We start from the raw sequence: 24,513 nt of genomic DNA, 5'->3' as shown, positions 1-24,513 counted from the left end.
GCAGGGCGTTCGTGTAGGATGGGCGGAGGAGAGCACCCATCCGTGACGACACGACGCACCGCCCTGCTTTTTCTGGCTTCGCTCGGGCTCCTCGTCTCCCGGGAGGCGCGGGCTGACCTCATCCCCGACGGGGAGAAGCGCGTCGACTACACGTTCGAGCTGGAGAATTCCTCGCAGTTCCCCGACTACGTATTCCTGGCGCATCCGTACACGACGTCGTTCGGCGCGCCCATGCCCGAGCTCTGCGTGCTCGGCGGGATGCCGCGGATCGTGGGGAAGTACGTCCAGCCCGTCGTGTATGCGATGAAGAAGTCCGATTACGAGGCGTCCTCGCTGCGCAAGCTCGAGGGGGCGGCCCTCGAAGCGTTCTTCGCAGAGGGAAAGGGGCTCATCTCGTCGGGGCTCACGATCCGGCCGGAGCATTTCGTGCCCGACCGCTGGCCCGTGAAGGGCATGCACGACGTCGTCCGCGTCGAGAAGCTCGAAGGCGGCGTGTTCGTCGCGCGGCTCGTGAAGGTCGTCTATTTCTTCGACGACGGGAAGCGCGTGCCGGTCGATTACCCGGCCGATGGAAAGCGGCCTTTTCCGCCCGGCTTCGCACCGACGCCGCCCCGGGACGAGGCCGCGGAGACACCTCCTCCGAGCACGACCGCCGATCCGGCCGAGAACACGCCGGCCGCGCCTGCGCACGCGCCGAGCGGCTGCGGCGGGTGCGCGGTGAAAGGCGAGGAGGGGGCGGCGGGATTCATGTTCCTCCTCGGCGCGCTCGCTGCGCTTCGAGGGCGCAGGCGCGCGGGGAACAGCGGATCAATCGCGCCGTGATTCGACGAGCGCGCGGTCGACGATATCGAGCAGCTCGGCGGTGCTCGGCCGGTCGGCCATGCTCTCGCCGATCTGCCGGAAGAAAATTCGTCCGTCCGGTAGGATGACGAAGGTCGAGGGGACCGCGATGTCCTGGCCCTGCATGGCGACGCCATAGGCGAGCGCGGTCTTCAACCCGTCGTCCCGGAGCAGCGGGTAACGCGCGCCGAGCGTCTCGGCGAACTCGCGCGAATCTTCCTCGGAATCGACGCTGATCGCCGCGAGGCCCACGCCGAGCCTCCGGAACCGATCGTTCATTCTTGCCAACTGCCCGAGCTGGCTACGACAATACGGTCACCAGTAGCCGCGGTAAAACACCACGACCGCGGGGCCTTTTTGCGTGAGGCTCGCCAGGGTGACCGTCTCGCCCGTGTGCGACGGGAGCGAGAATGCAGGCGCCTGCGCCGAGGCCGCGAGCGCGGGGCCACGTGTCTTCAGGTTGCAGCCGGCGGCAAAGGCGAGGAGCGCGGCGCCGAGGAGAAAGAGGCGGCGTGGGGCGCGGATCGGCGCGGACATGGGCCGGAGCATACAGGGATAGGCCCGAGACGGCAAGCGCTGGAAACCCGTCAAAAGCCGCCGCCCGTGGCCGTCCCCGTGGGCACCGGTCGTTTCGGCGTGGGGGAGGGCGAGGGCGTGGCGGGCGCGGTGGCCTCGCGCTTGACGATGAACTCGACCAGCGCGTCGCACCGGCCGGAGCTGATCCCGCCCGTCTCGTCGAGGCAGGACACGACGAGCGCGCGGCCCGGGGTGACCTCGGTGACGAGCAACGTCGAGACCCAGGTTTGTCCGTCGATGAGCGTGGTGTAGCAGGGCTTGTCGGCGATCGTCGGCTTGCCGCGGGTGCGGCGCATCTTCGGCGATTGCTGCTCGAATCCGGTCAGGATCGCGTCGGCGAATTTCTCGTCCACGGCGCGCACGGGCATGTCCGTGACCTTGAGCGTTTGCTTGTCGCAGACGATCGAGACCGTGCGAATGCCGTCTTTCTCCTCGGCGGACTTCTTGCAATTGCTCATTGCATCGCCCCCGGCCGGGGCGAACATGATCGGATAAACGACCTTGACGACACCGCCCTCGGGCGCGGGGAACGTCAGCGTCTCGACGGCCGCGAGGACACACTTCACGACGTCGGGATCGGGCAGCGTCGCAGGCGTCTCCTCGCCGACGGAGGCGGGCTTGCCATCCTTGCCGATGACGAACTTGATCGCGATGCGGCCACCGAGGTTCGGGTTTTTCTTCAGGCCCTCCTCGTAACAGGCCTGCAATGTTTTGAAGTTGCCGCGGATGATCTTCTGGATCTCGGCCGGGTCGAGCCTCCCCGCCGGGGCATCGAGCGCGCCGATCACGTCCGTTCCCTTGTTCGAGGGCTCGGCCTTCGCCTCGGGCGCGGGGGGCGCCTCGGCCGGCGTGGCTTTCGCCTCCGCGGGCGGCGGCGCGTCGGCGGGCGGCGTGGCGCCGGCGCAGCCGACGAGCAGGAGGGCGAGGGACGAGGGCCAAAAGACGCGCGACATCGGCGCCGATGCTAGGAGGCGCGCCGAGGTGCGTCAAGGCGACCCCAGGAATGCGCAATGCAGACCCTTCCCGTCGGTCGCGATTTTCCACGGCCCCGAGCCGCCGGGCACCGCCGAGCACGTTGTCGCCGCGCCGGAGCACGTTGTCGTCGCGGCCCGTCATGCGGCTTCAATAGGCGCGGCATTTCACGCTCCCATCGGAACGAATGGCAGCGCACGCGTAACGTTGCGGTACCAAACGATGCCGCTTTCGAAACCGTTCCGGGTGGACGTTGAAAACTTGATTGACCACCCTTTCCGCGCAAGAGAACGTAGACACGTGCCGGTCGGCGTGGTTCGTCGCGGCACGTTCGACTTGGAGGCTTACGTGAAGCGTCGCGATTTTCTCAAGGGCGCAGGGCTCGTCACCGCGACGGCGGCCAGCGGCCTCGGCGTATCGCTCTGGGGCATGCGGCAAGCGCGCGCGTTCGGAGAGGTGCCCAAGGAAGCCGAGGGGGCCATGCTGCCGCTCGAGCTGCAGGCCGAAAACATCCTCGAGATCTTTCTTTACGGCGGCGTGAGCCAGTACGAGTCGTTTTACTGCGTTCCCTCGCTCGGCGAGGCGAGCGGGACGCAGTGGCACGCGTACCTGAAGTCGGGGCACGTGCAGGCGGCCGTGGACCAGTGTGCGTTTCAAGGCCCGCTGACCGAGCCCTTCGCGGCCGATTCGATGGGCCAAGCCGTGCACCTCGGGCCCTTCGTGATGCCCCTGCGGGAGCGGCCCGATGTGATGGAACGGACACGCGTCTCCGTCTCGGCGCACGACCTCGAGCCACACGAGGGCGCGATCCCCATGATGCTCGGCGGCCGAGGGCTCGGGCATCCGGCGTTTTCGGGGCTCGGCGCGCACGTGCAGCGTTACTTCCTCGAACGGTTCAACACGCCGGGGCGCGCGCCTTACTCGTACGCGCTGATGTCGAACGGCGCGAACGGGCTGCCCACGGACAACGTCCGCAGCGTCGTGTCGATCGGAATGCACCCCGGCGCGGCGCGTCCGCTCGCCATCAAGGTCGACGCGGCCGGTGATCTCACGAGCCTGCTCGCGCGCGGGACCGTCGGGCAAAACCGCGCGCAGTACGACGCGCTGATGCAGGGCTACATCGATCGGTACCACGAGCGCCTGCGCTGGAGAGGGGAAGGTGGTCCGCTGCGCGCGCCGCGGCTCGGCGAGCTCGAAGCCGCGTCGAGTTCCATCGCCAACGCGCAGGCCATCTCGGGCGTGCTCGAGCCGCAGTTCTTCACGAAGATCGGCGGTTCGAACTGCGGGGACAACGCGGGCACCGACGCGATGACGATGAACCTGAAGCTCGCGGCGCACCTCTTGCGGCACCCGACGGTGCCCGCGAGGTACGTGTGCATCGTCGACACGGGCCTGCTCACGGCCGACGGCGGCGGCGGGTACGACACGCACGGCGAGAACTCGTTCACGCAGGCGCGGAACCTGTCGCACACGCTGCGGCAGCTCCTCTCGGTGGTGAACGCGCCCGGCGAGAACAACCCGGCGAAGCTCGATCTCGACAAGACGCTGATCGTGCTGACGACGGAGTTCGGGCGCACGCCGTTCAAGCAAGGCAGCCAGGGGCGAAACCACTGGCCGTATGGCTTCCCGGTCGTGTTCATCGGCGGGCCGGTGCGGCCCTCGGGCAAGGGCGTGTTCGGCGCGTGCGGAGAGGACGGGCGCGCGACGATCGCCTCGACGCCGCAGGAGAACCGGATGGCGGCGCTGCTCTCGCTTGGAATCTGGCCCTTCGCGCAGGAGAGCTTCAACGTCTCCGACGTGCCGGGCGCGACGACGGAGATCGATGCCGCGCTCCTCGTGCAGAAGCGGCAGTTGGGGGTGGTGGCATGAAGACCAGGCGTTTCTCCGGGCTCTCGACGCTCACCCTGGTGATCACGTGCGCGGCCGCGATGGCCGCCGTGCCCGCATGCGGCGGCGGCGGGACGGACCCGCCCGCGCCGACGGGCCCCGGCGTCGGCGGCAGCGGCGGCAGCGGTGGCAGCGGCGGTGACGGCGGCATGGGCGGCGCGGGCGGCGAGGGTGGTGATTCGACGCCGCACACGCCGCAGCACGTGTGGACCGAGTGCCAGGCGAGTGATCAAGCGTGGGTGCGCCGCGCGATCGTCGCGGTGAGCGGCCGCAAGCCGTGGGGCCAGGCCGAGGTGAACGCGTACACCGACGCGATCACGGCGATCCGCAAGGCGGACCTCGAGGCCGCCGGCAAGTTCGGCGAGCTCGGCGGCGCGCTTCCGCCCTACGGCGACGACCTCGTGAACGCGCGCAAAATCGTGGCTCGCGCGCTCATGCGCGAGGACGCGTTCCGGCAGCGGTGGAGCGACTTCTTCATGGACACGCTGCGCGTGAACCGCATCGAGACGAAGTCGCTGCAGCAGTGCTACGGCGCGCCGCCGGCCGCGGCGTACGACAACGGCAACCTCGCGGCGTGGGTGCGCGACAACGACGCGACCACGAAGAACCCGCCGAGCCCCGGGTTCACCATGAACCAGCTCCTCTCGTCGGCGCTCGAGCTCGACGACCTCTCGCCCGTGTACCGCGCGAACCTCTTCGCGATGATGTCGCAGCCGTACTCGGGCGCGAACGTCGGCGAGCTGGAGATGGAGCGCGCGCGGCGGCAGAACTTCGGCGCGATCTTCGAGCGGGCCTACCTCCACCGCGATCGCGTGTGCTTGACCTGCCACAACAGCGAGTTCTCCGTGACGTACAGCGACGATCCGTCGCTGAACCGTGCGTGGCCCGTGCCCGGACTCTTCGAGGTCGCGCTCTACGGAAACTCGGCCGGCGTGCACCCCGAGGAGGAGCAAGAGACGAAGGGCACGGACGAGATGCGCGCGCTCTCGATGCTGCGCTACTGGGGCGTCGCCGACGGCGGCGGCAGCGCGCCCTACGGCTGGAACGGCAACGCGTGCGGCAGCTTCCGCGCGCCCACCGAGGACGATCCGCTCGGCGTCGACACGTACTTCGGCTCGATCCGCTCGACCCCGGAGGCCCCGAACAAGGGCCGCCGCGCGAGCGTGTGGGACCTCGAGCGCGCGCTCAAGCGCGGCGTGGACCGGCTCGCGGCGCACGGGCTCGTGCGCTTGCCCGGCGGCGAGCTCGCCGATCCGGACGAGGCGTTCGCGTACATGGTCGCGCAGAACATCGTCGACGTCGTGTGGGCCGAGGTGATGGGCACGCGGCTGACGATCGCGAACTACTTCCCGCGCACCGAGGTGCAACGCGACGTCTTGATGGGCCTCACGGAGAAGTTTGTCGCGTCGCACTTCTCGCTCCGCGAGCTGCTCACGGACATCCTCGCGCACCCGGCCTTCAACCTGAAGGCGCCGGAAGAAGGCTGCGGCAACGGGGCCTACGAGGTGCCGCGGGTCTTCGACCCGTGGACGATTGCGGACAAGGACATCGGCCGGCGCGGCAACAGCCCTGCCGACGGCGTCTTCGCGATCTCGTCGCGCCCGCTGCGCCGCAGCCTGCACCGCGCCATGGAGTGGCCGAGCTACAGCGAGTATCCGCAGGACAACGGGGAAGAGAGCCTCCAGCTCGCCATCGGGTTCGCGCTGAAGGACGCGGAGCCGGGCTTCCGCGGGCTCGACTTCCAGGGGCGGCTCTCGTGGGAGGCGACGTACGGCGCGTGCAAGCCGCTCGGCGGGAACGACTTCATCGCGAAGATCGTGTCGAGGGCGCAGGCGACGACGGGCGCGACGGTCGGCGACGCGGTGATCGCGCTCAAGGATCGCCTCCTCGGCGAGCCGTGGGTCGAGCCGGTGGCGGAGAAGCCGCAGATCGAGGCGCTCGTCAAGACGACCCTGGCGGACACGAACCTCGCGGGCCTCGACGCGAAGCTGCGCTCGTTCTGCGGCGTCCTCGTCGCAGCTCCGCAGTTCATGCTCGGCGGCGTCGTGCCCCCGGACGCGACCGACGTGCCGAAGCTGACGCCGCCGGAGATCTCGTACGAGGGTACGTGCGGATACGTGACGCTCATCGCGGGGCAGATCGGCGCGCCGTACACGATCACCTGCGGTCCGGATACGATCACCGCCAAGAAGCAGTGACGGAAGGGGTTTGGGGCGTAGCTCGGCTTGTCCGAGCGAAGCCCCAAGCTTTGAAAGGACGAGCAGGATGGGTTTGTCGCGGGCGACCAGGGCGATCGGGGCACTCTCGATCGCCCTGGGGATGGTGGTCGGGTGCGGGGCCGACGAGGACGTCGAGCTCACCGGCGGCACGGGCGGAGACGGCGGCGCCGGCGGGAGCGGCGGCCCCGGCGGGAACGGCGGGAACGGCGGCGGCGCGGGCGGCAGTGATGATCCGGCGGAGGCGATCTACCCGAACATCGCGTCGCTGCACGCGCTCGGCGTCGCGCAGACGTGCTCGCTCAACCAGGGCGTGTGCCATGCGTCGCGGCAGTACCCCGAGCTCGGCGGCGTGAAGGACATGCTCGCGCTCGTGAACGCGCCTTGCCAGATCACGGCGGCCGAGCCGAGCCTCGTGCCCGACGAGTGCGAGCGCCCCGGCGACAAACTCGTTCTCGGCGGGCAAGAGCGGGAGATCCTCCAGGTCGTCCTCGACAAGAACGCGCCGTTCCCGCCGGCGAGCGTGGAGCTTCGGCTCGCCTCGGCGCCGCCTTCGCTCGACGCGAACGGCGCGCGCATCCGCAGGCTCGACGACGCAGGCGCCGAGGTGCTCAGCGTGCCCCTCGACGGCGCGTCGTTCCTGCCAGGCAGCTCGCCGGCGAGCGTGATCGTGAACCTCACCGCGTCGCCTCCGTCGCTGAAGGGCTTCCTCGACGTACGCGTGACCGACCTCGATCGGGTGCGCGTCGGCGACGCGAACGGCAACGGCAGCGCGCATCCGTCGGCGACGCCGTGGTCGCTCGTCGCGCCGGGTGATCCGGGGCGCAGTTACCTCTACAAGCGGCTGCTCTCGGACAAACACGGCCCGCGCATGCCGCTCCTCCAGCGCACGTGGACCGCGCTCGCGACGCGCGCGGTGTGGTGCTGGATCCGCGGCATGAAGCCGGACACGTTGCAGGGCGATCTGTCGGCCCTCGACCCGATCGACTACGGAAATTGTCCCCCCGACCCCGACGCGCCCGATCCGAACACGGCCGGCACGTGGGGGAGCGTGCGCACGCTCATGGGCTCGCGCTGCGCGACGTCGAAGTGCCACGACAGCACGGACAAGGCGGGGGATCTGGATCTGACACCCGACCCGGCCACGTTCCTCGCGAACGTGATCAACGTGCCCAGCGTGCAGACGGGCGCGCAACGCGTGGTGCCGGGACAACCGGCGGCGAGTTACCTGCTTTGCAAGGTGGATCCGGCGTGTGAAGGGCGCGCGGACATGACGAGCCTCATGCCGCTCTCGGGCGAGCCGATGACGGACGCCGAGATCAAGTCGATCGCTGCTTGGATCCAGGCCGGGTCGAAGCTCGAGTAGGCACACGCTCGGCGACGGCGGTCAGCCCGAACTCCACGAGCGCCCGCCGCACCTCGCCTGCGTCCTTCGCCACGCGCGCTCGCTCGCCGAGCGCGCGCTTCGGATCTCCGCCGAACCACACTGCGCGCAGCCCTGCGCCGAGCGCACCTTCCACGTCAGCGGCGAGCGAGTCGCCGACGTGCACGACCCGATCGAGCGGCCGGCCGAGCCGCTCGGCGGTCCAGGTGAAGATCTCGCGGCCGGGTTTGTCCATGCCGAGCCGGCCGCTGTCGGCGATCACGAGGAACCGATCGTCCCAGCCGAGCTCTGCGACGAGCTCGGCGAGCCGGCCCTCGGAGTTCGAGATGATGCCCACGGGCACGCCCGCGTCGGAGAGATCCTCCGCGAGTTCCAGCATGCCGGGGATCGGGCGCCGCCAGAGGTTCTTCCGGGGCTGCTCGGACCAGAGGAAATCCACGGCGCTCGTGAGCGCCTCCTCGTCGAGCGGCGACGAGGCTGCGCGTTCGAGCAGCGCGCGCATGAAGATCTTCCAGGGGTGACCGCCGAGGCCGCGATGGATGGCGTCATCGTAGACGCGCCATGCGTCGGGGAGAGCGGCCCCGATTCGTTGGGGGTCGAACGAGAGGCTCCGCTCGGCGAGGCGGGCGGCCGTGAGGTCCGCGTCGAGGGCGGCGAGGGTTTGACCGAAGTCGAAGGTGACGGCGTGCATGGCGCAGGCTCCGTTAGCACGGAGCGGAGGCGCTTGGGGGATTCGTCGTCGCGTCAGGCGTCTTGCGCGCCCTCGTACATGCCGTCGATTTCGCTGGCGTAGTTGTCGTACACCACGCGGCGCTTGAGCTTCAGGGTGGGCGTGAGCTCACCTCGCTCGATGGTGAAGGGGCGGTCGAGGATGTGAAATTTCTTCACGGTCTCCACGCGAGCGAGCGTGGCGTTCACACGGTCGACCGCCTGCTGGACCGCGGCCACCACGGTGGGGTCGTCGCGGAGCTTCGACGGATCTGCCCCGGGTGCGCCCGCGATCTCGCCTGCGGCGGCCGGATCGATCACCACGAGCGCCGTGAGGAACTTGCGCCGGTCGCCGATGACGACGGCCTCGGCGATGGGCGGGTGGTTTTTCAGGGCCGCCTCGATGTTCTTCGGGGCGATGTTTTTCCCGCCGGCCGTGATGATGATTTCCTTCTTGCGACCTGTGATCGACAAGAACCCGTCCTTGTCGAACTGCCCGAGGTCCCCCGAGTGCAGCCAGCCGTCCTGGAGCGTGTCGGCCGTCGCTTGTGCCTCTTTGTAGTAGCCAAGGAACACGTTCGGGCCCTTCACCAGGATCTCCCCATCCTCGGCGATCCTCACGTCGATGCCCTCGATGCGCGTGCCGACCGCGCCGAGCTTCATGTCGTTCGCCAGGTTGAACGTGGTCGGGCCCGTGTCCTCGCTCTGGCCGTAGACCTCGGAGACGAGGATGTCGAGGCTCGCGAAGAACGCGAGGATCTCCTTCGACACGGGCGCGGCGCCGCACACGCACGTGCGCGCGCGTGACAGGCCGATCGCCGCCTTCAGCTTCGCGAACACGAGCTTCTGCGCGAGCTTGTACTGGAGCCCGAGCGCGCCCGAGGGCTCTCCGCCGCGCATCTTCACCGCCGTCGCCTCACGCGCGATGTCCATCGCCCACGTGACGAGCGCCTTCTTCGCGCCCTGGGCTCCCTTCAGCTTGCCCTGGACGCCCGCGTGGAACTTCTCCCAGATGCGCGGCACGCCGAAGAAGAGCGTCGGCTGCACCTCTTTGAGGTTGTCCGGCACCTTCTCGATGCTCTCGGCGAAGTAGGCCGATCCGCCCATCGTGATGCAGCCGTGGATGGTGAACATCTGCTCCGCGATGTGCGAGAGCGGCAGGTACGAGAGCACGCAGTCCTGCGCGGTGCCGCCGACGAGCCGCTGCGCCGTGTCCGCGGTCCACGCGAGGTTCTGGTGCGAGAGCATCACGCCCTTCGGCGGGCCCGTCGTGCCCGACGTGTAAATCAGCGTCGCGAGTCCCTGCGGCTCGAGCGCGGCGATGCGCGCGAAAAACGCTTCGTCGGTGACGTCCTTCCCCTTGTCGAGGAACTGCTCGTACGAGGACACGATCGGATGATCGATGCGGGGCGCGCCTCGCATCGTGACGACGTGCTTGAGGTGCGGCAGCTCGCCCAGCATCTTCTCGATCTTCGCCCACTGCCCGGCGTCCTCGACGAGGACGATCTGGCTCTCGGCGTGGTGGACGATGTACGCGACCTCCTCGGGCGAACACGTCGTGTAGATGCCAGCGGGCGCGCCGCCCGCGGCCATGGCCGCGACGTTGAAGGCGACCCACTCGGAGCGGTTGAAGCCGAGGAGGCACACGGTGAAGCCCGGCGCCTGGCCGAGCGCGATCATCGCCTTGCCCAGGCGCTTCACCTCGTCGGCGAGCTCCCGATAGCTCTTCGGCCGGTAGACGCCGCCCGATTTGATTTGGTGGGCCGGCGCGTCGGGCCTGCGTTCTGCTTGCTTGAAGAGCCGGGAAGGGATGGTCTCGTTCGGCGTAGACATGGCTGCGCCGAGTGTAATCGAGCGGCGCGCCGTTCGTTGCACTGGAAAAACGGACGCCGCCGTAAGATTCAGCGCGGCTTCGGCGCCGGCGCCGGCGGGGGCGTCGAACCCTCCGACGAGGCAGAGGGCGGCGGCGGCCTCGGCCGCGGCGGGGCCAGCGGCTCTTCCTCGACCGGACCTTTTTGCCGCGCTGCCGCGGCGCGCAACGCGATCACGCGCGTCACGAGCTCGGTCGCCTCGTCCGTCGACATGTCCACACGCGCCGAAATGCGCGGGCCCTCCGCGCCGATCTGCAGCCGCTCGAGGATCGGCCCGAGGCCCATCAGGCGCACGAGCGGATCGCCCGACTGCGCAGTCCGTTTGCCATCGAAAATTCGCGCCAGATCGGCACACGGGGCCGCCGCGTCACAGGCCACGACTCCGGACAAACCCACGCGCTCGCCGATCGTCACCGAGAGCCCCAGGCCCACGACCGACGCCGCCGGCGAGCCCTGCGCCCCGCTCAGCGCGATCTCTTCGAGCAACGTGCGCCGCTGCTCCGGCGTGAGCACCACCGTCACGCGCAGCGCGCCCGGGCCCGCCTCCGCCGCGAGCTTCGTGTGGTCCCCGTCGGCGCGCGCGCTCGGCACGCGGCCCTCCGCCGCGTCGATCATCGCGCGCAGGTAGCTGCCTGCGCCGAGCAGGATGGGCCCGCCCTCGCGCACGGCGATCTCCGCGCCGCTCGTCGACTGGCTCGCGTCGCGCACCGTGCGAAACGCGCCGATCGGGTTCACCACCGAGCGGCCGCCGCGGGCCTCGATCACCTTGCTCGCGCAGGCGAGCAGCGCGTCCGGGTCGATGGCGCCCGAGGCGACGAGGCCGAAGTCGCCGTCGCCGCCGGAGGAGGGCACGGCCACGCCGATCTCCGTGAGGCCGGCCATGGGATCAAAGCCGCAGACGTCGCGGACCTTGCCGAGGCCGGGGATCTCGCGGGTCTCGGAGAGCAGGGGCGCGAAGGCGTCCGAGCGTCGCAGCGCGCCGAGGTCGGCCGTGGCGACGAGGAGCGCGCCTTCGGGGATCGCGTCGAGCGTCGCGGGCAGCGGCCGCGCCATCTCGCGTCGTTGCCAGACCCAGGCGACGGCCGCGACGACCACCACCGCGGCGGCCGCGAACACGAGGGCGTTGCGCGTGCGCGTCTGCACGGGCCGAGCCCTACCACGTTTTTCAGCCCGCGCCCTCGGAGCGGCTTGCCTTTCCGCTTCCCTTCTTCCGCTCGAAGAGGCCGCCGATCGCCTCGCCGATCCGCGGGACGACCGAGTGGATGACGACGAGCCCGACCAGAAAGGCCACCAGCGCGAGCTCTCGGGGGGTGCCGAAGGCGGACATGCGCTGGATTCTTACCACCAGAAAGGTGCGCGGCTCGCTTCAAATGTTGGAACGAACGCCGCCTTGGACGTAGGAAGGGAAGACCCGAGGGCGCACGCGTTGACAGCCAGGTGCCTCGGGTCGAAGGATCACGCTGTGCCCGCGATGGAGGAAGCCCCGAACACGCCGCGTCGCGACGTGATTCTGATCGCGGACGCGTCCGCGGAAGGGCAAACCATCGCGTCGGCGCTCCGCGCGCAAGGCTTCGCCGTGGCCTTCGCGCCCATCGAGCGGCTCGAAGCGCGCGTGCTCGACGAGTCGCCGCGGGTGCTGCTCGTCGACATCGATCAGCCCGGCGCGCGCGACGCCATCGAGCGGCTGCAGGAGCTGCCCGGCGGCGAGGACGCCGAGCTCGTTTGTCTGGGCAGCCGCCTGCGCGCCGCGGAGATCGGCGCGCACTCCGCCGCCGGTCGCTCCTTCGCGCGGCCCCTCGACATCCACGCCATCGTCGCGCAGATCGCCGCGCTCGCCGACCCGGCGCCGCTCGACGATTCGATCGTCGACGACCGCGGCGCCGCCGGGATCCGCCCCGGCGAGACCGTGCCCCCGGGCCTGCTCGACGACGGCACCGGCGCCTTCCCGCCGGCCTTCCAGTCCGCGTTTCCCGGCGCGCCCGAGATCGCCGAGATGGGCGCGTCGATCTTCCCGCCCGACGAGAGCGACGGGCAGTCGCCGCCCACGCTGCTGCCCACGCACCCCATGCAGCTCTCGCCCGAGCTCATGAACTTGCTCGCCTCGGCCGAGCAACGCGTGCTCGCGCAGACCCCGGCCTCGTCCGTGCCCCCGCCGGCCGTGGCCGTCGAGGAGGAGGTGGACCTCATCCTCGGTGACGAGTTCCTCGCCATCCTCGAAGAGCCGCTCGACGCCGAGGCCGACAGCTCCCAGTCGGACCTCGCCACCACGGGGCTCGATCCGGGCACGGGGCCCAACGCCGCCCTCAGCATCACGACCGGCTCGTTTGCCCTGGCCGATGGCAACACGACCGCGCCCAACCCCGCGCCGCCGTCGTCGGCCGCCGCCCTCGAGCCGCCGAGCGTGGGCGAGCTCGTGCTCGACATGCCGCCCACGCCGCAGCCGAGCGAGCTGGGCGGAAAAACGGCGCCCGGCGCATCGACGCCGCGCTCGCTGGAGACCCGCGGCGCCTCCTCCGAGGCCCCCGCGACGCCCTGGGAGCCGCGCTCGACCCGCGTCGGCGACGACCCGGGCACGCCGATCCGCCCGACGGAGGCGACGACCACGGCCACCCGCTCGATCGAGCCGCGGCCCGCGTCCGCGCCCACGCCGCCACGCCCGCCGCCGCCCGTGATCGAGCCCATGATCGACGTCGCGCCGCCGACGGTCTTCCCGGCCCGCTGGACGGTGCCGAGCGGCATGCCGCGCTTCGCGTCCACGCTTGGGGGCTACGCGCCGGCGAGCGGAGCTGTGCCCCCAAACCCCCGTCCGCTTGGGGGCTACACGCCGGCGAGCGGACCCTCGACCCCCAACCCCCCGACCCCGCCCACGGCCCCCAGCATCCTCAGCCGCGCCTCGGACGCCCCGCCGCCCTCGGTGCGCCTCGCCCCGCCGGTGCCGCCGCCGCCCGCGCCCGTTCCGTCCTCGCAGACCCCGCATGCCTCGCAGGGGCCACGCAGCGCGCATCCCACCGTGCTCGGCCCCGGCGACGCGCCGCGCGCCCTCGCCCGTGCCATCGCCAGCCGCGCCACGGGCTCGCTCGCCATCCATGAAGGCGGGGCCGTGCGCCGCGTGGTCCTCCAGGATGGGGACGTGGTCACGGCCGGATCGGGCGTCGCCGACGAGGCGCTCCTTTCCTTCCTCTCGGCCCGCGGCGACCTCGAGCGCGACGTCGCGTTTCGCCTCGCCGGCAAGCTCCCGCCCTCGGGCCGGCACGCGGGCGCGGCGCTCATCGCGCACGGATTTCTCCAGCAGGACGCGCTCTGGCCCGTCCTCCGCGCGCACGCCGAGTGGATCATCGGCCGGGCGATCCTCATCGAGTCCGGCACGCTGGAGCTCGAAGCCGAGCCGCCGGGCCGCCTGCGCGCCGAGCCCAACGTGTTCGGCGGCGCCACCGGGGCCGAGGTCTTCGTGGAGATCGTCCGGCGCGTGATCCCGCCCGAGGCCGCCTTCACGCGCCTCGGCGGCGCGGCCGCGCGTTTCGACGCCGGCCCGCGCATCTCGCTCCTCTCCGAGTGCGCGCTCGTGCCCGACGAAGCCACGCTCGTGGCGCAGGCGCCGGGCACGACCGTGGGCGAGCTCGCGGCCCAAGCGGGGCACGACCTCACGCCGCTGCTCTACGCGCTCGTGTGCCTGGAGGTCCTGACCGCGCTCACCCCGGCGCGCCCTGCTTCGGCCGAGCGCCGTCCTGCGGAGGATCCGCTCGACGAGGAGGCGATCCGCATGCGGGTGCGGGCGCGGGTCGCGCTCGTCGAGGACGGCGACTACTTCGCGCTGCTCGGCATCGGCCGCGCGGCGACGAGTTACGAGATCCGGCGGGCCTACCTGGAGCTGCGGCGCTTCTTCGAGCCTTCACGCCTGCTCACGGCCGCGACGGCCGATCTCCAGGGCGATGTGCGCCTCGTCCTCGAGGTGCTCGACGAGGCCTACGAGATTTTGAAGGATGGGACGCGGCGGGAGCGGTATCGGCGGGCGATCGAGGCGGGACCGCCGTCCTAGGGTCACTCCTCGGCATCCGGGGCGGACGGCCTCGACCGAACGGACTCCGGCGGCAGGCCCTCGAGGATGTCGACGACGTGCGAGGCGAGCGAATGCGCGAGCGACAGCTCGTGCTGGGCCGCGGCGTTCACCCCGAAGCCGCGGGTATCGGCGAGCGCATCGGCCAGCGCTTGGGCGAGGGACAGCGCTCGTAACACCGGGGACACGTCGTCCACCCGGGTCGACGTTGGCGGACGTGCATCGCTGGGCTCGCTCGTGTCGGGCTGGGCACCAGGGGGGGTACGTTGTCCGTGGGAGATCGATAGATCGAGCGCCATGGGCTAGTGCCTCGCAGTTCGGGGACGTGGATCGCGCGCGAGAGCGACCCATGCAAGCTCGTGGCCAGTGGGCGGAAACGCCTTCGCCGAGGGAAGGTTCGTCCAGTCGGGGCGCAGCCGAGCGCGGGGGACGAGGGCGCGCGAGGATGGTTTGTCGGGGAAGACCCGCCGTGCGGCGCGTCAACGTGGGGGAGCGTTGCGAGATAGGATCCAACGCGGGGAAGCGCGGAGAGCCGGCGGTTTGCAGGCGGGGGCGCGTTGTGCGCGAAAGGAGCGCAGTCCTGAGGCCGGCTGCACGTTCGGATAGGATACGCGGATGCGCACCTCCAAGAACCTCCTGCGCGCGTTCATGCTCGCCTTGTTCGTCGTGCCCATCACCACCCAGGGGTGTGGCGATGATCTCACGACGTACCGATGTTTCGCGTGGCCGGACACGCCGGGCGACGATCCGAACACATGCCCCCCGATCACGCGGGCGACGGAGATCATCTCGCGCGAGACCCCGAGCGACTTCACCATCCTCGGCGAGGGCCTGCTCGAAAACGGCCGATGTTGTTACGAGGTGGAGGAGGCCTCCTCAGGCTGCAACGGGAGCCTCCACCCCGGGTGGTGAGCGCTGCGCTCCTGCGACCTCGATCCCCTAGGCGCGCGGCTCCGCGAGCGCGAGGATCCACGGGTACGACGTTCGCAGATCGAGCACCTCGAAGTCCGGTTCGAGCAGCGCGCGGAACGAGGCCATGCCCCAGTGGTTCTTGTGGTCGATGTCGTTGCCGAAGCGCGACACGTTTTTCCCGCGCAGCAAGTTCGACAGCATGAAGAACGGCTCGTGGGGCACCGAGAGCAGCGCGCGCCGCGCCCCGACCTTGCGCAGCTCCGCGAGCGCCCGGCGTGGATCGTCGAGGTGCTCCAGCACCTCGCAGCACACGACGACGTCGGGCTTTTTCGTGAGGAACCCGAGGTCGTAGATCGAGCCCACGTGCGCCTCGATGCGCGGGAAGTGGCGTTGCAGCCGCGCGACGTCGTCCGGGTTGTACTCGACGCCGACGAAGCTCGTGTCTTCGAGTTTTTCCGACAGGTAGCCGGAGAGGAACCCCTCGCCGCAGCCCACCTCGAGCACCGTGCGCGCTGGCAGAGCTTCGAGGAACATCGAGTGCAGCGTGGCGGCGAAGCGGCGGATCAGCATCCGCTGCACCGGGTTCTTGTGCCGGTACTTCTGCGTCTCGAACCGGTCGAAGTACGCGTCGGGGATCACAGGATTTCCTCGCGGATCGGCGGCTCGTCTTCGAGGTGCCGGGTCTGGCTCTGGTACGTCAGGAACTCGCCGATGAAGCCCATCGAGAAGAGCTGAATGCCCGTGACGATCATGAGCACGCCGAGGAGCAAGAGCGGGCGGTCGCCGATCTTGTGACCGAAGGACCAGAGCACGGTCAGGTAGAGCTCGATCAGCATGCCGATCCCCGCGAGCGTCACGCCCGCGAAGCCAAAGAGGTGCATCGGCCTCTTCTGGTACCGCGTCAGGAAGAGCACGCTCATGAGGTCGAACGATCCGCGCAGGATGCGCTCGAGCCCGTAGCGGGAGCTGCCGTACTTGCGCGCGTGGTGCTTGATCGGGATCTCGGTGACGCTGAAGCCCTGCGACGCCGCGAGCGCCGGGATGAACCGGAACAGGTCGCCGTAGATCGGGATCGCGCGGATGACCTCGCTCCGGTACGCCTTGAAGCCGCAGTTCATGTCGTGCAGCTTCACGCCCGTCATGTAGCCGACGGTGCCGTTGAAGATCCGCGAGAGGAACAGGCGGTTCGTCGGGTCGAGGCGCTGCACCTTCCAGCCGACGACGACGTCGTGACCTTCCTCCAGCTTGGTGAGGAAGTTCGGAAGGTCCGCGGGATCGTCCTGGAGATCGGCGTCCATCGTCACGAAGATCGTGCCGCGCGCCCTGCGGAAGCCGGCCGTGAGGGCCTGGGCCTTGCCGAAGTTTTTCCGCAGCCGCACGCCCCGCACGGCCGGGTTCTCCGAGGCCAGGCGCTTGATCACGGCCCACGAGTCGTCCGTGCTGCCGTCGTCCACGAAGATGAGCTCGTAGGCCTCCTTGCCGGAGAGCGCCTCGTGGATGCGCCGGGCCAGCTCCGGCAGGCTCTTCGCTTCGTTCAGGCCCGGGACCACGAGCGAGACGCGCGGGAGGATGACCACCGGGCTCTCGGCCACCTTGCGGGTCAGGGCGATGGCAGGAGGCTCGCCCGGAGAGGGCTGGGTGATGTCCACGGCGCTCACGGCGGCGGAGGATAGCAGAACGGTCCGTCCGCACGAGGCCTCGGAGGACAGGCAAGGCGAGATCGGGGTGCTACCCTCGCGCCCGCGATGAAGCTGCTCGTGACCGGCATCGCCGGGTTCATCGGATCTCACCTCGCTGAGCGCCTGCTCGATCGAGGCGACACGGTCGTCGGCCTCGACAGCTTCGATCCTTATTACGCGCGCTCGATCAAGGAGCGAAATCTCGCCCGCGTCCGCGGCCGCGCCCACGTCGTCGAGGCAGATCTGCTCGACGAAGCGGCCGTCGCGGAGATCCTCTCGGCCACGGACTTCGACGTCGTCGTGCACCTCGCGAGTCTCGCGGGCGTGCGCCCGAGCCTCGCGGTGCCGGCCCGTTACCAGCGCGTGAACGTCGAGGGCACGACGCGCCTCGCCGAGCTCGCCCGCGCGCGGGGCGTGCGCCGCTTCGTGTTCGCGTCGAGCTCCTCGGTCTACGGCGCGAGCAAGCGCCTGCCCTTCGCCGAGGACGACCGCGCCGACGAGCCGATGAGCTCGTACGCCGCAAGCAAACGCGCGGCCGAGCTCGTGCTGCGCGCGCTCGTGCATACGCACGACCTCGGGGTCACGTGCTTGCGTTACTTCACGGTCTACGGCCCGCGCCAGCGCCCCGAGATGGCCATCCACGCGTTCTGCCGCGCCATCGATCGGGGCGAGACGATCGAGCTCTACGGCACGGGCACGGCGAGCCGCGACTACACCTACGTCGACGACGTCATCGACGGCACGCTCCGCGCGATCGATCGGGTGGACGACGGCTACCGCGTCTACAACCTCGGCGCCGGGGGCACGCCGACGACGTTGAACGAGGTCGTCGCGCTGCTCGCCGAGGCCCTCGGCAAGCCGGCGCGTGTGCATCGGGGCCCGGCGATCGTCGGCGACGTCGAGCACACGATTGCGGACATCCGCGCGGCCAAGGCAGCGCTCGGGTACGAGCCGAGGACGGGGATTCGCGAGGGGATTCGCAAGTTCGTGGACTGGTATTCCCGGACGTAATCACCGCGCCTTGGGCCGCGCCCCGCTCGCCCGGTGGTGCGTGCGTTTCCTCTTCCGGGGCGCGAGCTCCGGCAGGGGCCCGTATTTCGCCAGGATCTCTTCGAGCACCTCGTCGGGGAGCGTGCGCGAGAGGGCGATGACCGCGTGGCGTGGGCTCTCGTCCGGGGAGACGACGAGGTCGACGAGCTCCACGTCGAGCCCTTCGAGCGCCTCGGCGATGCGCTGGAGGGTCTCGACGGTGGGGTTGGCGAGCCCGTGCTCGATGCTGGAGATGTGGCCTTTGTTGGCGAGCGACTCGCCGGGCGCGTGACCTTCGGCCACCTCCTCCTGGGTCAGCCCGGCGGCGAGCCGGAACGTCTTCACGCGCTCGCCGATCGTGAGAAAGAGCTTTTTGGGGCGGACTCTGCGCGGCATGTGCGTCTCGCTACTTCTCGATCGATTGGCTGCGCCCGGGGCGTGGGGGTGGTATCGCCTGCGCTAAGGTCGTGCTTGCCATGCCGATGTTCCCTCTCTCTGACTCCAAGATCCTCGTCACAGGCGGCGCCGGGTTCCTCGGCTCGCACGTTGTGGAAGTGCTGAAAGCGCGTGGCGCGCGCCAGATCGTGGTCCCCCGCTCGGCCGCGTTCGATCTGACGGACGCGTACGCGACGCGATCTCTCTTTGAAACGCATCGGCCCGACCTCGTCTTGCATCTGGCCGCGCGTGTCGGTGGAATTGGCGCGAACCGGCGCCACCCCGGCACCTTCTTCCGCGACAACATGGCCATGGGCCTGCACGTCCTCGAAGAGGCGCGGCGCGCGGGGACGCCCAAGGTTGTAGTGGCCGGTACCATATGTGCCTATCCGAAGTTTGCGCCGGTGCCGTTCCGGGAAGAGGATCTCTGGAACGGGTATCCGGAGGAGACGAATGCGCCGTACGGGATCGCGAAGAAGGCGCTGCTCGTGATGGCGCAGGCGTACCGGAAAGAGTTCGGGTCGAAGTTTGTCGTCGTCTTCCCGGTGAACCTGTATGGCCCGCGGGACAATTTCGACCTGGAGGACTCGCACGTGATCCCGGCGATGATCCGGAAGTTCGTGGAGGCGCGGCGGGCGGGGGAGCGGTCGGTCGTTTTGTGGGGCGACGGTTCGCCGACGCGGGAGTTCCTCTACGTGGAGGACGCGGCCGAGGGGCTCGTGCGGGCGGCGGAGCGTTACGACGGCGAGGAGCCGGTGAACCTCGGCGCGGGGCGCGAGGTGTCGATGCGGGACCTGGCGGCGACGATCGCGAAGGCGGTGGGGTATGAAGGGGACATCGTCTGGGACAGCGCGCGCCCGAACGGGCAGCCGCGCAGGATGCTGGATGTGTCGCGCGCGCGGGAATGGTTCGGGTTCGAGGCGCGGACGGAGCTTGGGGACGGGTTGGTGAAGACGATCGCTTGGTACGAGGAGAACTGGGGGCGGATCGTTGGGGGGTGATCTAGGTCCGCGCCGGAGATGAAGAGGGCAGGGGAGGGGGGATCCTCGGGGGCGCCGGGGATGGGAGCGGGGAGGTAGGGGTGATCCTCGCGGGAGCGGGTGCCGCGGTGGGTCAGGGCGGGGGTGATCGGGTCGAGGTCACGGGGCGCGGGGGGGCGGATCGGGTCGGGTGTTCGCGCGTCACGCCGTGCGCGGGGGGAGGTGAGGGGTCACCTGGGCGCTGCGGGGCGTGGGCGGGGGTGGGTGAGGGATTCGTTCCCCGTTGTGCGTGCGGGTGGGGTAGGCTGCGGGCCGCTTCACCAAGGACCGAGGAACTCCGTTGTTCAGCCATGTGCATCTAAAGAACTGTGGGGTTTTCGCGGACTTTGCCTGGTCCGAGCTGGGCCGCGTCAACGTGGTGGTCGGCGAGAACGACACGGGCAAGACGCACCTCCTGAAGGCGCTCTACGTCATCGCCAAGAGCCTCGAAGCGGAGCAGCTCCCCAGCCTCGAAGAGACGTCCTGGAGGTCGCTCGTCGCGTCCAAGATGCGCTGGACGTTCCAGCCGCGCGGAGGGCTCGGAACCCTCATCCATCACGGCGCGCGTAGCGCGAGGATCGAGACGACCTTCAGCGGAACGGGCCACTTCTTTTCGTGGGGTCGCGTCCCGAATCGAAAAGCGATCGTGCTGGGCGGCGGCCACGATTCTTTGCCCTTGCGGGACATCAGCGCGATTTTCATTCCGCCGAAGGAAATTTTGACCACGTTCTCGGCCATCGCGGTGACGCGCGAGCGACTCGAGATCTTTGGATTCGACGACACCTATTACGACCTCATCAAGCTCCTGCGCGTCCCGCCGACGCAGGGCCAGATCGGGCCCGACCTTTCCGACGTGCTCGCCGCGCTGCGAGACCTCTTCGACGGAAAGATCGTGAAGTCGCAGAGCTCCGACGAGTTCACGTTCGAGCGCGGGAAGCGATCCTATGGGATGCCGCAGACGGCGGACGGCATCAAGAAGATAGGCATTCTCACGACGCTCATCGAGAACCGCAGCCTCGTCCCGGGCTCGGTCCTCTTCCTGGACGAGCCCGAGACCAACCTGCACCCGAGGGCCATCCGGATCCTCGTTCGCTTGCTCTTCCAGCTCGGTCAGGCAGGGGTCCAGGTCTTCCTCGCCACGCATAGCTACCTCGTGATCAAGCAGCTCCAGATCCTGGCGCAGAAGCACGACGAGACCGTGCCCTTCTGCTCCCTGATGCGGGAAGACGGCCAGGTGAAGCCCATGCTGCGGGATCTTCGCCACGGCATGCCCAGCAATCCCATCGTCGACGAATCGATACGGATGTACCGCGAGGAGCTCGAGCTCGAGCTTGGCCAACGCGACGAAGCCTGAGCCGCCGTGCCGAAGCTGATCGAGGAATCCGGGCTGCTCTTCGACCCTCCGGACACCACGGTCCGGCTGGAAGCGGCGCCGTATTTCGTCGAGCACTTCAAGCGGTATGGCCTGGGCGAGATGGATTTCGTCTGGTGGGATCCCGCGCAGCAGATCGTGCACCTGCTGGAGCTGAAGGATTATTCCATCAAATCGTTGCCCCCGGATCTCGTGGGTGAGCTCGTCCAGAAGGCGACGGACTGCCTGCTCTTGCTGGGGTCGATCTATTACAGGTTACCCCACGCGGACGGTATCAAGGGAATGCTGCCGAGCGCATCCCACGAAAAGCCGACGCGCGCGGGCGCCATCCGCCTGACTTTCGTGCTGAAGATGGCCCGTCCCGACCAGGCCTATGAGCTCCAGTCGATGCGCGACGCGCTCCTCAACCGGCTCAAGGGCCGCCTCGAACTCCTGGATCTGCGCCCCTTCACGACGGTCTTGCTCCTCGATCAGTGGACGGCGCGCGCGCGTGGTGTGCCCATCGTGCTCGACGAGGAGGAGACGCCGGCCGCAGCCGCCCCTCCCCCGGAGGCGAAGAGCCCCGGAAGAGGGGGACCCAAACGCCGGCGGCGATGAGCCTGGCCTTGGGCCAGATGCGGCCCCCACGACCCCCTAGAACTTCCCCCCGGATGTACTAGTCTCCGCCCCGCGGGGCGCCGGATCCCGCCCTTACGCCTCCGGACTTTCCGTGATGCTCCTCGAAATCGTCGTCGCCGCGGCCGAAGCCATCCTGGCCAGCTTGCCCCTCTTCGCCGGTCTCATCCTCGGCGCGGCCCTCTTGCTTCTCTTCGAGCGTTTCCTCGCCAGCCGCGTCTCCTTCGCCGTCAAGCGTGTCCTCTACGCCGTCTTCCTCCTCGGCGGCCTCGGCGCCGGGCTCTTCTTCGCGTGGAAGATCCGATGGCTCTGTGACGACGCGTTCATTTCGTTCCGCTATTCTCGCAACTTTGCGCGGGGCGATGGGCTCGTCTTCAACCCGGGCGAGTGGGTCGAGGGGTACACGAACTTTCTGTGGACGCTGGTGCTCGGCCTCCTCGCCAAGGTCCGCGTCTCCATCCCGCACGCGGGGCTCTTCGGCAACCTCGCGTCGTACGCGCTCGCGATCGTGTTCGTCGCGCTCGTCGTGCGCAAGGCGAGCCCCAAAGGCGCGATCGTGCCCTTCGCCGCGCTCGGCCTCGCAGCGAGCCGCCCGTTCTACACGTTCGCGTCGTCGGGCCTCGAGACCATGCCCGCCGCGATGCTCGTGGCCGTCGGCATGTGGGCCTCGCTCCGCAAGAATGGCGCGTTCGGCGCCGGGCTCGCCTTCGTCGCCGCCGCCCTCACGCGGCCCGATCACCTGCTCCTGTATGGATGCATGGGCCTCGCCCTCGTCGCCGAGGACCTCGTCCACCACGAGGAGCGGCCCTTCTGGAAGCGCCTCGATCTCCGCCGGTACCTCGCCTACGGCGCGCCGCTCGTCCTCCTGTACGTGCCCTATTTCCTCTGGCGCTGGCGCGCGTACGGCGATTTCTTTCCGAATACCTATTACGCGAAGTCGGGCAACCTGACGTACTGGTCGCAAGGCCTCATCTACGCGACGCATTTCCTCTTCACGAGCGGCGCGGCGATCTGGCTCCCGCTCTTCCTCGTCGTGCTCTCGGGGCGGGCCCGCAATCGGTCCGAGACGCGGCTCCGGATCTTCGCGCTCCTCTCGCTCCTCGTCTACGGCCGCTACGTCGTGAAGGTCGGCGGCGATTTCATGGAGCACCGCTTCTTCATCTCGCTCCTGCCGATCCTCGCGGCCTCCACCGAGATCGCGCTCCGGTATCGCCTGCGAGAGGCCGCGCTCCCGGTCCGTGCGCTGCTCGGCTCGGCCGCGGCGCTCGCCGTCGCGCTCGCCGTCCTGCCCGTCCGCGTGCTCAAGCCCTACGAGAAGCGCTGGAACCTCGCCGAGGAGAACACGTTTTACCCGCTGAAGAGCGTGTTCCCGCTCGAAAGTGGCTCGACGTACGCGGGCATGGGCCAGCGGATCCACAAGCTCTTCGTCGCCCGGGGGCTCAAGCCCCGCCTCTCGATCGATTGCATCGGCCTCGTGGGCTGGTACGCGGATCTGCCGATCGTCGACGCCTATGGCCTCGCGAACCGGCGCATCGCGCACAAGTCGATCGAGAAGCGCGGGCGGCCGGGGCACGAGAAGCGCGGCACGCTGGAGGACTTCCTCGCCGAGGGCGCGGTCGTCGACCTCGGCAATCCCTGGGGCGACAAATACAAAGAAAAGACCCGCGCGAACATCGACGGCAACTCGTTCCATTTCCTTCGCTGGGATCCGGAGGTCGTGAAGGTGCTCCGCGGCGTCAAGGGCGCCCAGCTCCCGGACCCGACCCGCGACATCGCGACGGTCACGCGCACGGGCACGCGGAACGAGATCCTCGATGCCCTGGAGTTTTATCAGGTCTTCCTGGAGCGCCACCCGGACCGGGAGAAGCTGCTCGGCGAGCTGCGGGCGCGGCTCGGCGAGGTCGCCGATTTCGAGGGCAACCTCCCGCAAGGCGCAGTGATGCGCGGCGCGGGGCTGCGCATCGAGAAGAGCCGGCGTTCGGGCGCGACGGGCAAGAGCCTGCTCGTCTCGTTGCCGGACGCGGGCGACAACATGGGGACGTTGGAGATCGACCTCGGCGTGCTCGCGCGGCCGGAGCTTCGATTCGCGCTCGGCGGCAGGTCGAGCCCCGGCTTGCGTGTGGAGCTCGTCGTCGACGGCGCGGCCCTGCGGACGGCGCGCCCGCGCGTCGACCGGAAGCTCGTGCCCGAGGCCTGGCAGATTCAGGACTTGCAGGGCCGCCGCGCCACGCTGCGGATCGTCGACGAGGACAAGGCGCCGGGGATGGGCCTCTACGTCGACGGGATTCATTGGTCCGGCGGCACGAAGGACGACGTGCGCGCGCGGCTCCGGTCGGGCACGTCGGCGAATGCGGTCGACCTTTTCCGCGCGGCGCGCACGGAGCTACCCGATTCGGATCCCGACGTGGTCGCGTTCGCGGCGCGGTTCTCGGTGGTTTACAGCTTCGACGATGCGTATCCCGCGGGGAGCGAGGTGACGGGCACGGCATTCGGGAAGGTGCCGACGACGGGCCCGACAGGCAACCAGCAGGAGGTCACGGGGTTCCTCGGCCGCGCGTTCGTGAACGGGTACCACGGCGGGGATGCGGCGAAGGGCAAGCTCGTGTTGCCGCTGATGCCCCTCGACGGCCAGCCGGTGCACGTGCTCGTGGCCGGCGGCAAGGATTGCCAGAAGACGTACGTGGGCCTGGAGGTCGACGGGCGCGTCGTGGCGCGGGCCTGCGGCAAGAACGACGAGATCTTCCGGCCGACCGAGCTGTCGACGAGCGCGTATGCGGGCAAGCAGGGGCGCGTCGTGATCGTCGACGAGTCCGCGGGGAACTGGGCCCACGTGCTCGCCGATGACGTGCTCGTGCTCAATGCGGAGAAGTTGAAGACGAATTAGGGCCCAGGGACCGAGCGATTCCCGCACCCCCACTCCCTCGCGGGCTGACGATGTCGAGCG

At 69.5% G+C, this 24,513-nt stretch carries 21 protein-coding genes and 1 pseudogene; 11 read left to right on the top strand and 11 right to left on the bottom strand.

Annotated features, from left to right (window positions below):
• The first annotated feature begins 42 nt into the window (after positions 1 to 42).
• Positions 43 to 822 (top strand): MYXO-CTERM sorting domain-containing protein, encoded by a 780-nt coding sequence (locus QHF89_RS36980; protein ID WP_136972166.1) that lies wholly within the window; start codon positions 43 to 45, stop codon positions 820 to 822.
• Here QHF89_RS36980 and QHF89_RS36975 read toward each other — a convergent pair.
• From QHF89_RS36975 to QHF89_RS36965, 3 genes and pseudogenes are all read right to left on the bottom strand, one after another.
• Positions 808 to 1,143, bottom strand: a pseudogene (locus QHF89_RS36975) (peroxiredoxin family protein); the annotation flags it as partial. The gene QHF89_RS36980 and the pseudogene QHF89_RS36975 overlap by 15 nt on opposite strands.
• 12 nt (positions 1,144 to 1,155) lie before the next feature.
• Positions 1,156 to 1,377 (bottom strand): thioredoxin domain-containing protein, encoded by a 222-nt coding sequence (locus tag QHF89_RS36970; protein WP_136933684.1) that lies wholly within the window; start codon positions 1,375 to 1,377, stop codon positions 1,156 to 1,158.
• Positions 1,378 to 1,427: 50 nt separating this feature from the next.
• Positions 1,428 to 2,369, bottom strand: coding sequence for an AgmX/PglI C-terminal domain-containing protein (locus QHF89_RS36965; RefSeq protein ID WP_136972164.1), 942 nt, complete (start codon positions 2,367 to 2,369; stop codon positions 1,428 to 1,430).
• 367 nt (positions 2,370 to 2,736) lie between these two features.
• On the opposite strand from QHF89_RS36965, the gene QHF89_RS36960 reads away from it, so the two are divergent.
• The 3 genes from QHF89_RS36960 to QHF89_RS36950 all read left to right on the top strand — a co-directional run bounded on the left by QHF89_RS36960 (position 2,737) and on the right by QHF89_RS36950 (position 7,857).
• Complete coding sequence (locus QHF89_RS36960) at positions 2,737 to 4,257, top strand: DUF1501 domain-containing protein (RefSeq protein ID WP_284721409.1); 1,521 nt, start codon at positions 2,737 to 2,739, stop codon at positions 4,255 to 4,257.
• The gene (locus QHF89_RS36955) at positions 4,254 to 6,473 is read left to right on the top strand and encodes a hypothetical protein (RefSeq protein WP_284721408.1); all 2,220 of its coding nucleotides are present in this window, start codon (positions 4,254 to 4,256) and stop codon (positions 6,471 to 6,473) included. Before QHF89_RS36960 ends, QHF89_RS36955 begins: the two co-directional genes overlap by 4 nt.
• A gap of 67 nt (positions 6,474 to 6,540) precedes the next feature.
• Entirely contained in the window at positions 6,541 to 7,857 is a 1,317-nt protein-coding gene (locus tag QHF89_RS36950) for a hypothetical protein (RefSeq protein WP_284721407.1), read from the top strand.
• On the opposite strand, the gene QHF89_RS36945 is transcribed toward QHF89_RS36950, so the two are convergent.
• The 4 genes from QHF89_RS36945 to QHF89_RS36930 form a co-directional block, all read right to left on the bottom strand.
• Entirely contained in the window at positions 7,811 to 8,566 is a 756-nt protein-coding gene (locus QHF89_RS36945; RefSeq protein ID WP_136972159.1) for an HAD family hydrolase, read from the bottom strand. The genes QHF89_RS36950 and QHF89_RS36945 overlap by 47 nt on opposite strands.
• A gap of 53 nt (positions 8,567 to 8,619) precedes the next feature.
• Positions 8,620 to 10,416 (bottom strand): AMP-dependent synthetase/ligase, encoded by a 1,797-nt coding sequence (locus tag QHF89_RS36940; protein ID WP_136972158.1) that lies wholly within the window; start codon positions 10,414 to 10,416, stop codon positions 8,620 to 8,622.
• Between the two features lie 68 nt (positions 10,417 to 10,484).
• On the bottom strand, positions 10,485 to 11,597 hold the full coding sequence (locus tag QHF89_RS36935) for a hypothetical protein (RefSeq protein WP_136972157.1): 1,113 nt from the start codon (positions 11,595 to 11,597) through the stop codon (positions 10,485 to 10,487).
• 22 nt (positions 11,598 to 11,619) lie between these two features.
• Positions 11,620 to 11,781 carry a hypothetical protein gene (locus tag QHF89_RS36930; RefSeq protein ID WP_170229638.1) on the bottom strand — a complete coding sequence of 54 codons (162 nt, stop codon included), beginning with the start codon at positions 11,779 to 11,781 and terminating at the stop codon, positions 11,620 to 11,622.
• 135 nt (positions 11,782 to 11,916) lie between these two features.
• Between QHF89_RS36930 and QHF89_RS36925 the strand changes: the two genes are divergently transcribed.
• On the top strand, positions 11,917 to 14,490 hold the full coding sequence (locus QHF89_RS36925; protein ID WP_136972156.1) for a hypothetical protein: 2,574 nt from the start codon (positions 11,917 to 11,919) through the stop codon (positions 14,488 to 14,490).
• Between the two features lie 2 nt (positions 14,491 to 14,492).
• On the opposite strand, the gene QHF89_RS36920 is transcribed toward QHF89_RS36925, so the two are convergent.
• Positions 14,493 to 14,687 (bottom strand): hypothetical protein, encoded by a 195-nt coding sequence (locus tag QHF89_RS36920; RefSeq protein ID WP_136972155.1) that lies wholly within the window; start codon positions 14,685 to 14,687, stop codon positions 14,493 to 14,495.
• A 436-nt stretch (positions 14,688 to 15,123) separates the two neighbouring features.
• Between QHF89_RS36920 and QHF89_RS36915 the strand changes: the two genes are divergently transcribed.
• Positions 15,124 to 15,420 carry a hypothetical protein gene (locus tag QHF89_RS36915; RefSeq protein WP_136972154.1) on the top strand — a complete coding sequence of 99 codons (297 nt, stop codon included), beginning with the start codon at positions 15,124 to 15,126 and terminating at the stop codon, positions 15,418 to 15,420.
• Between the two features lie 27 nt (positions 15,421 to 15,447).
• Here QHF89_RS36915 and QHF89_RS36910 read toward each other — a convergent pair whose 3' ends face one another.
• Both QHF89_RS36910 and QHF89_RS36905 read right to left on the bottom strand, forming a co-directional pair.
• Positions 15,448 to 16,059, bottom strand: coding sequence for a class I SAM-dependent methyltransferase (locus QHF89_RS36910; RefSeq protein WP_136972153.1), 612 nt, complete (start codon positions 16,057 to 16,059; stop codon positions 15,448 to 15,450).
• Complete coding sequence (locus QHF89_RS36905) at positions 16,056 to 17,078, bottom strand: glycosyltransferase family 2 protein (RefSeq protein ID WP_284721406.1); 1,023 nt, start codon at positions 17,076 to 17,078, stop codon at positions 16,056 to 16,058. The genes QHF89_RS36910 and QHF89_RS36905 overlap by 4 nt, the downstream gene beginning before the upstream one ends.
• Positions 17,079 to 17,165: 87 nt before the next feature.
• On the opposite strand from QHF89_RS36905, the gene QHF89_RS36900 reads away from it, so the two are divergent.
• Complete coding sequence (locus QHF89_RS36900; RefSeq protein WP_136972152.1) at positions 17,166 to 18,110, top strand: NAD-dependent epimerase/dehydratase family protein; 945 nt, start codon at positions 17,166 to 17,168, stop codon at positions 18,108 to 18,110.
• On the opposite strand, the gene QHF89_RS36895 is transcribed toward QHF89_RS36900, so the two are convergent.
• Positions 18,111 to 18,524, bottom strand: a complete 414-nt coding sequence (locus QHF89_RS36895; protein ID WP_136972151.1) for a helix-turn-helix domain-containing protein — start codon at positions 18,522 to 18,524, stop codon at positions 18,111 to 18,113.
• 86 nt (positions 18,525 to 18,610) lie between these two features.
• On the opposite strand from QHF89_RS36895, the gene QHF89_RS36890 reads away from it, so the two are divergent.
• The 4 genes from QHF89_RS36890 (at position 18,611) to QHF89_RS36875 (ending at position 24,453) form a co-directional block, all read left to right on the top strand.
• Positions 18,611 to 19,564, top strand: a complete 954-nt coding sequence (locus QHF89_RS36890) for an NAD-dependent epimerase/dehydratase family protein (RefSeq protein ID WP_136972186.1) — start codon at positions 18,611 to 18,613, stop codon at positions 19,562 to 19,564.
• A gap of 319 nt (positions 19,565 to 19,883) precedes the next feature.
• Positions 19,884 to 20,936 carry an AAA family ATPase gene (locus tag QHF89_RS36885; RefSeq protein ID WP_136972150.1) on the top strand — a complete coding sequence of 351 codons (1,053 nt, stop codon included), beginning with the start codon at positions 19,884 to 19,886 and terminating at the stop codon, positions 20,934 to 20,936.
• Positions 20,937 to 20,942: 6 nt separating this feature from the next.
• Positions 20,943 to 21,551: a hypothetical protein gene (locus tag QHF89_RS36880; RefSeq protein WP_136972149.1), complete on the top strand. Its 609-nt coding sequence runs from the start codon at positions 20,943 to 20,945 to the stop codon at positions 21,549 to 21,551.
• A gap of 112 nt (positions 21,552 to 21,663) precedes the next feature.
• Positions 21,664 to 24,453, top strand: coding sequence for a hypothetical protein (locus QHF89_RS36875; RefSeq protein WP_284721404.1), 2,790 nt, complete (start codon positions 21,664 to 21,666; stop codon positions 24,451 to 24,453).
• Positions 24,454 to 24,513: the final 60 nt, after the last annotated feature.

Origin of the sequence: Polyangium sorediatum (genome assembly GCF_029946465.1) — a bacterium.
Lineage (GTDB): Bacteria > Myxococcota_A > Polyangia > Polyangiales > Polyangiaceae > Polyangium > Polyangium fumosum.
The sequence above is the reverse complement of the archived record's forward strand: the minus strand, read 5'-3'. Positions and strand labels throughout refer to the sequence as shown.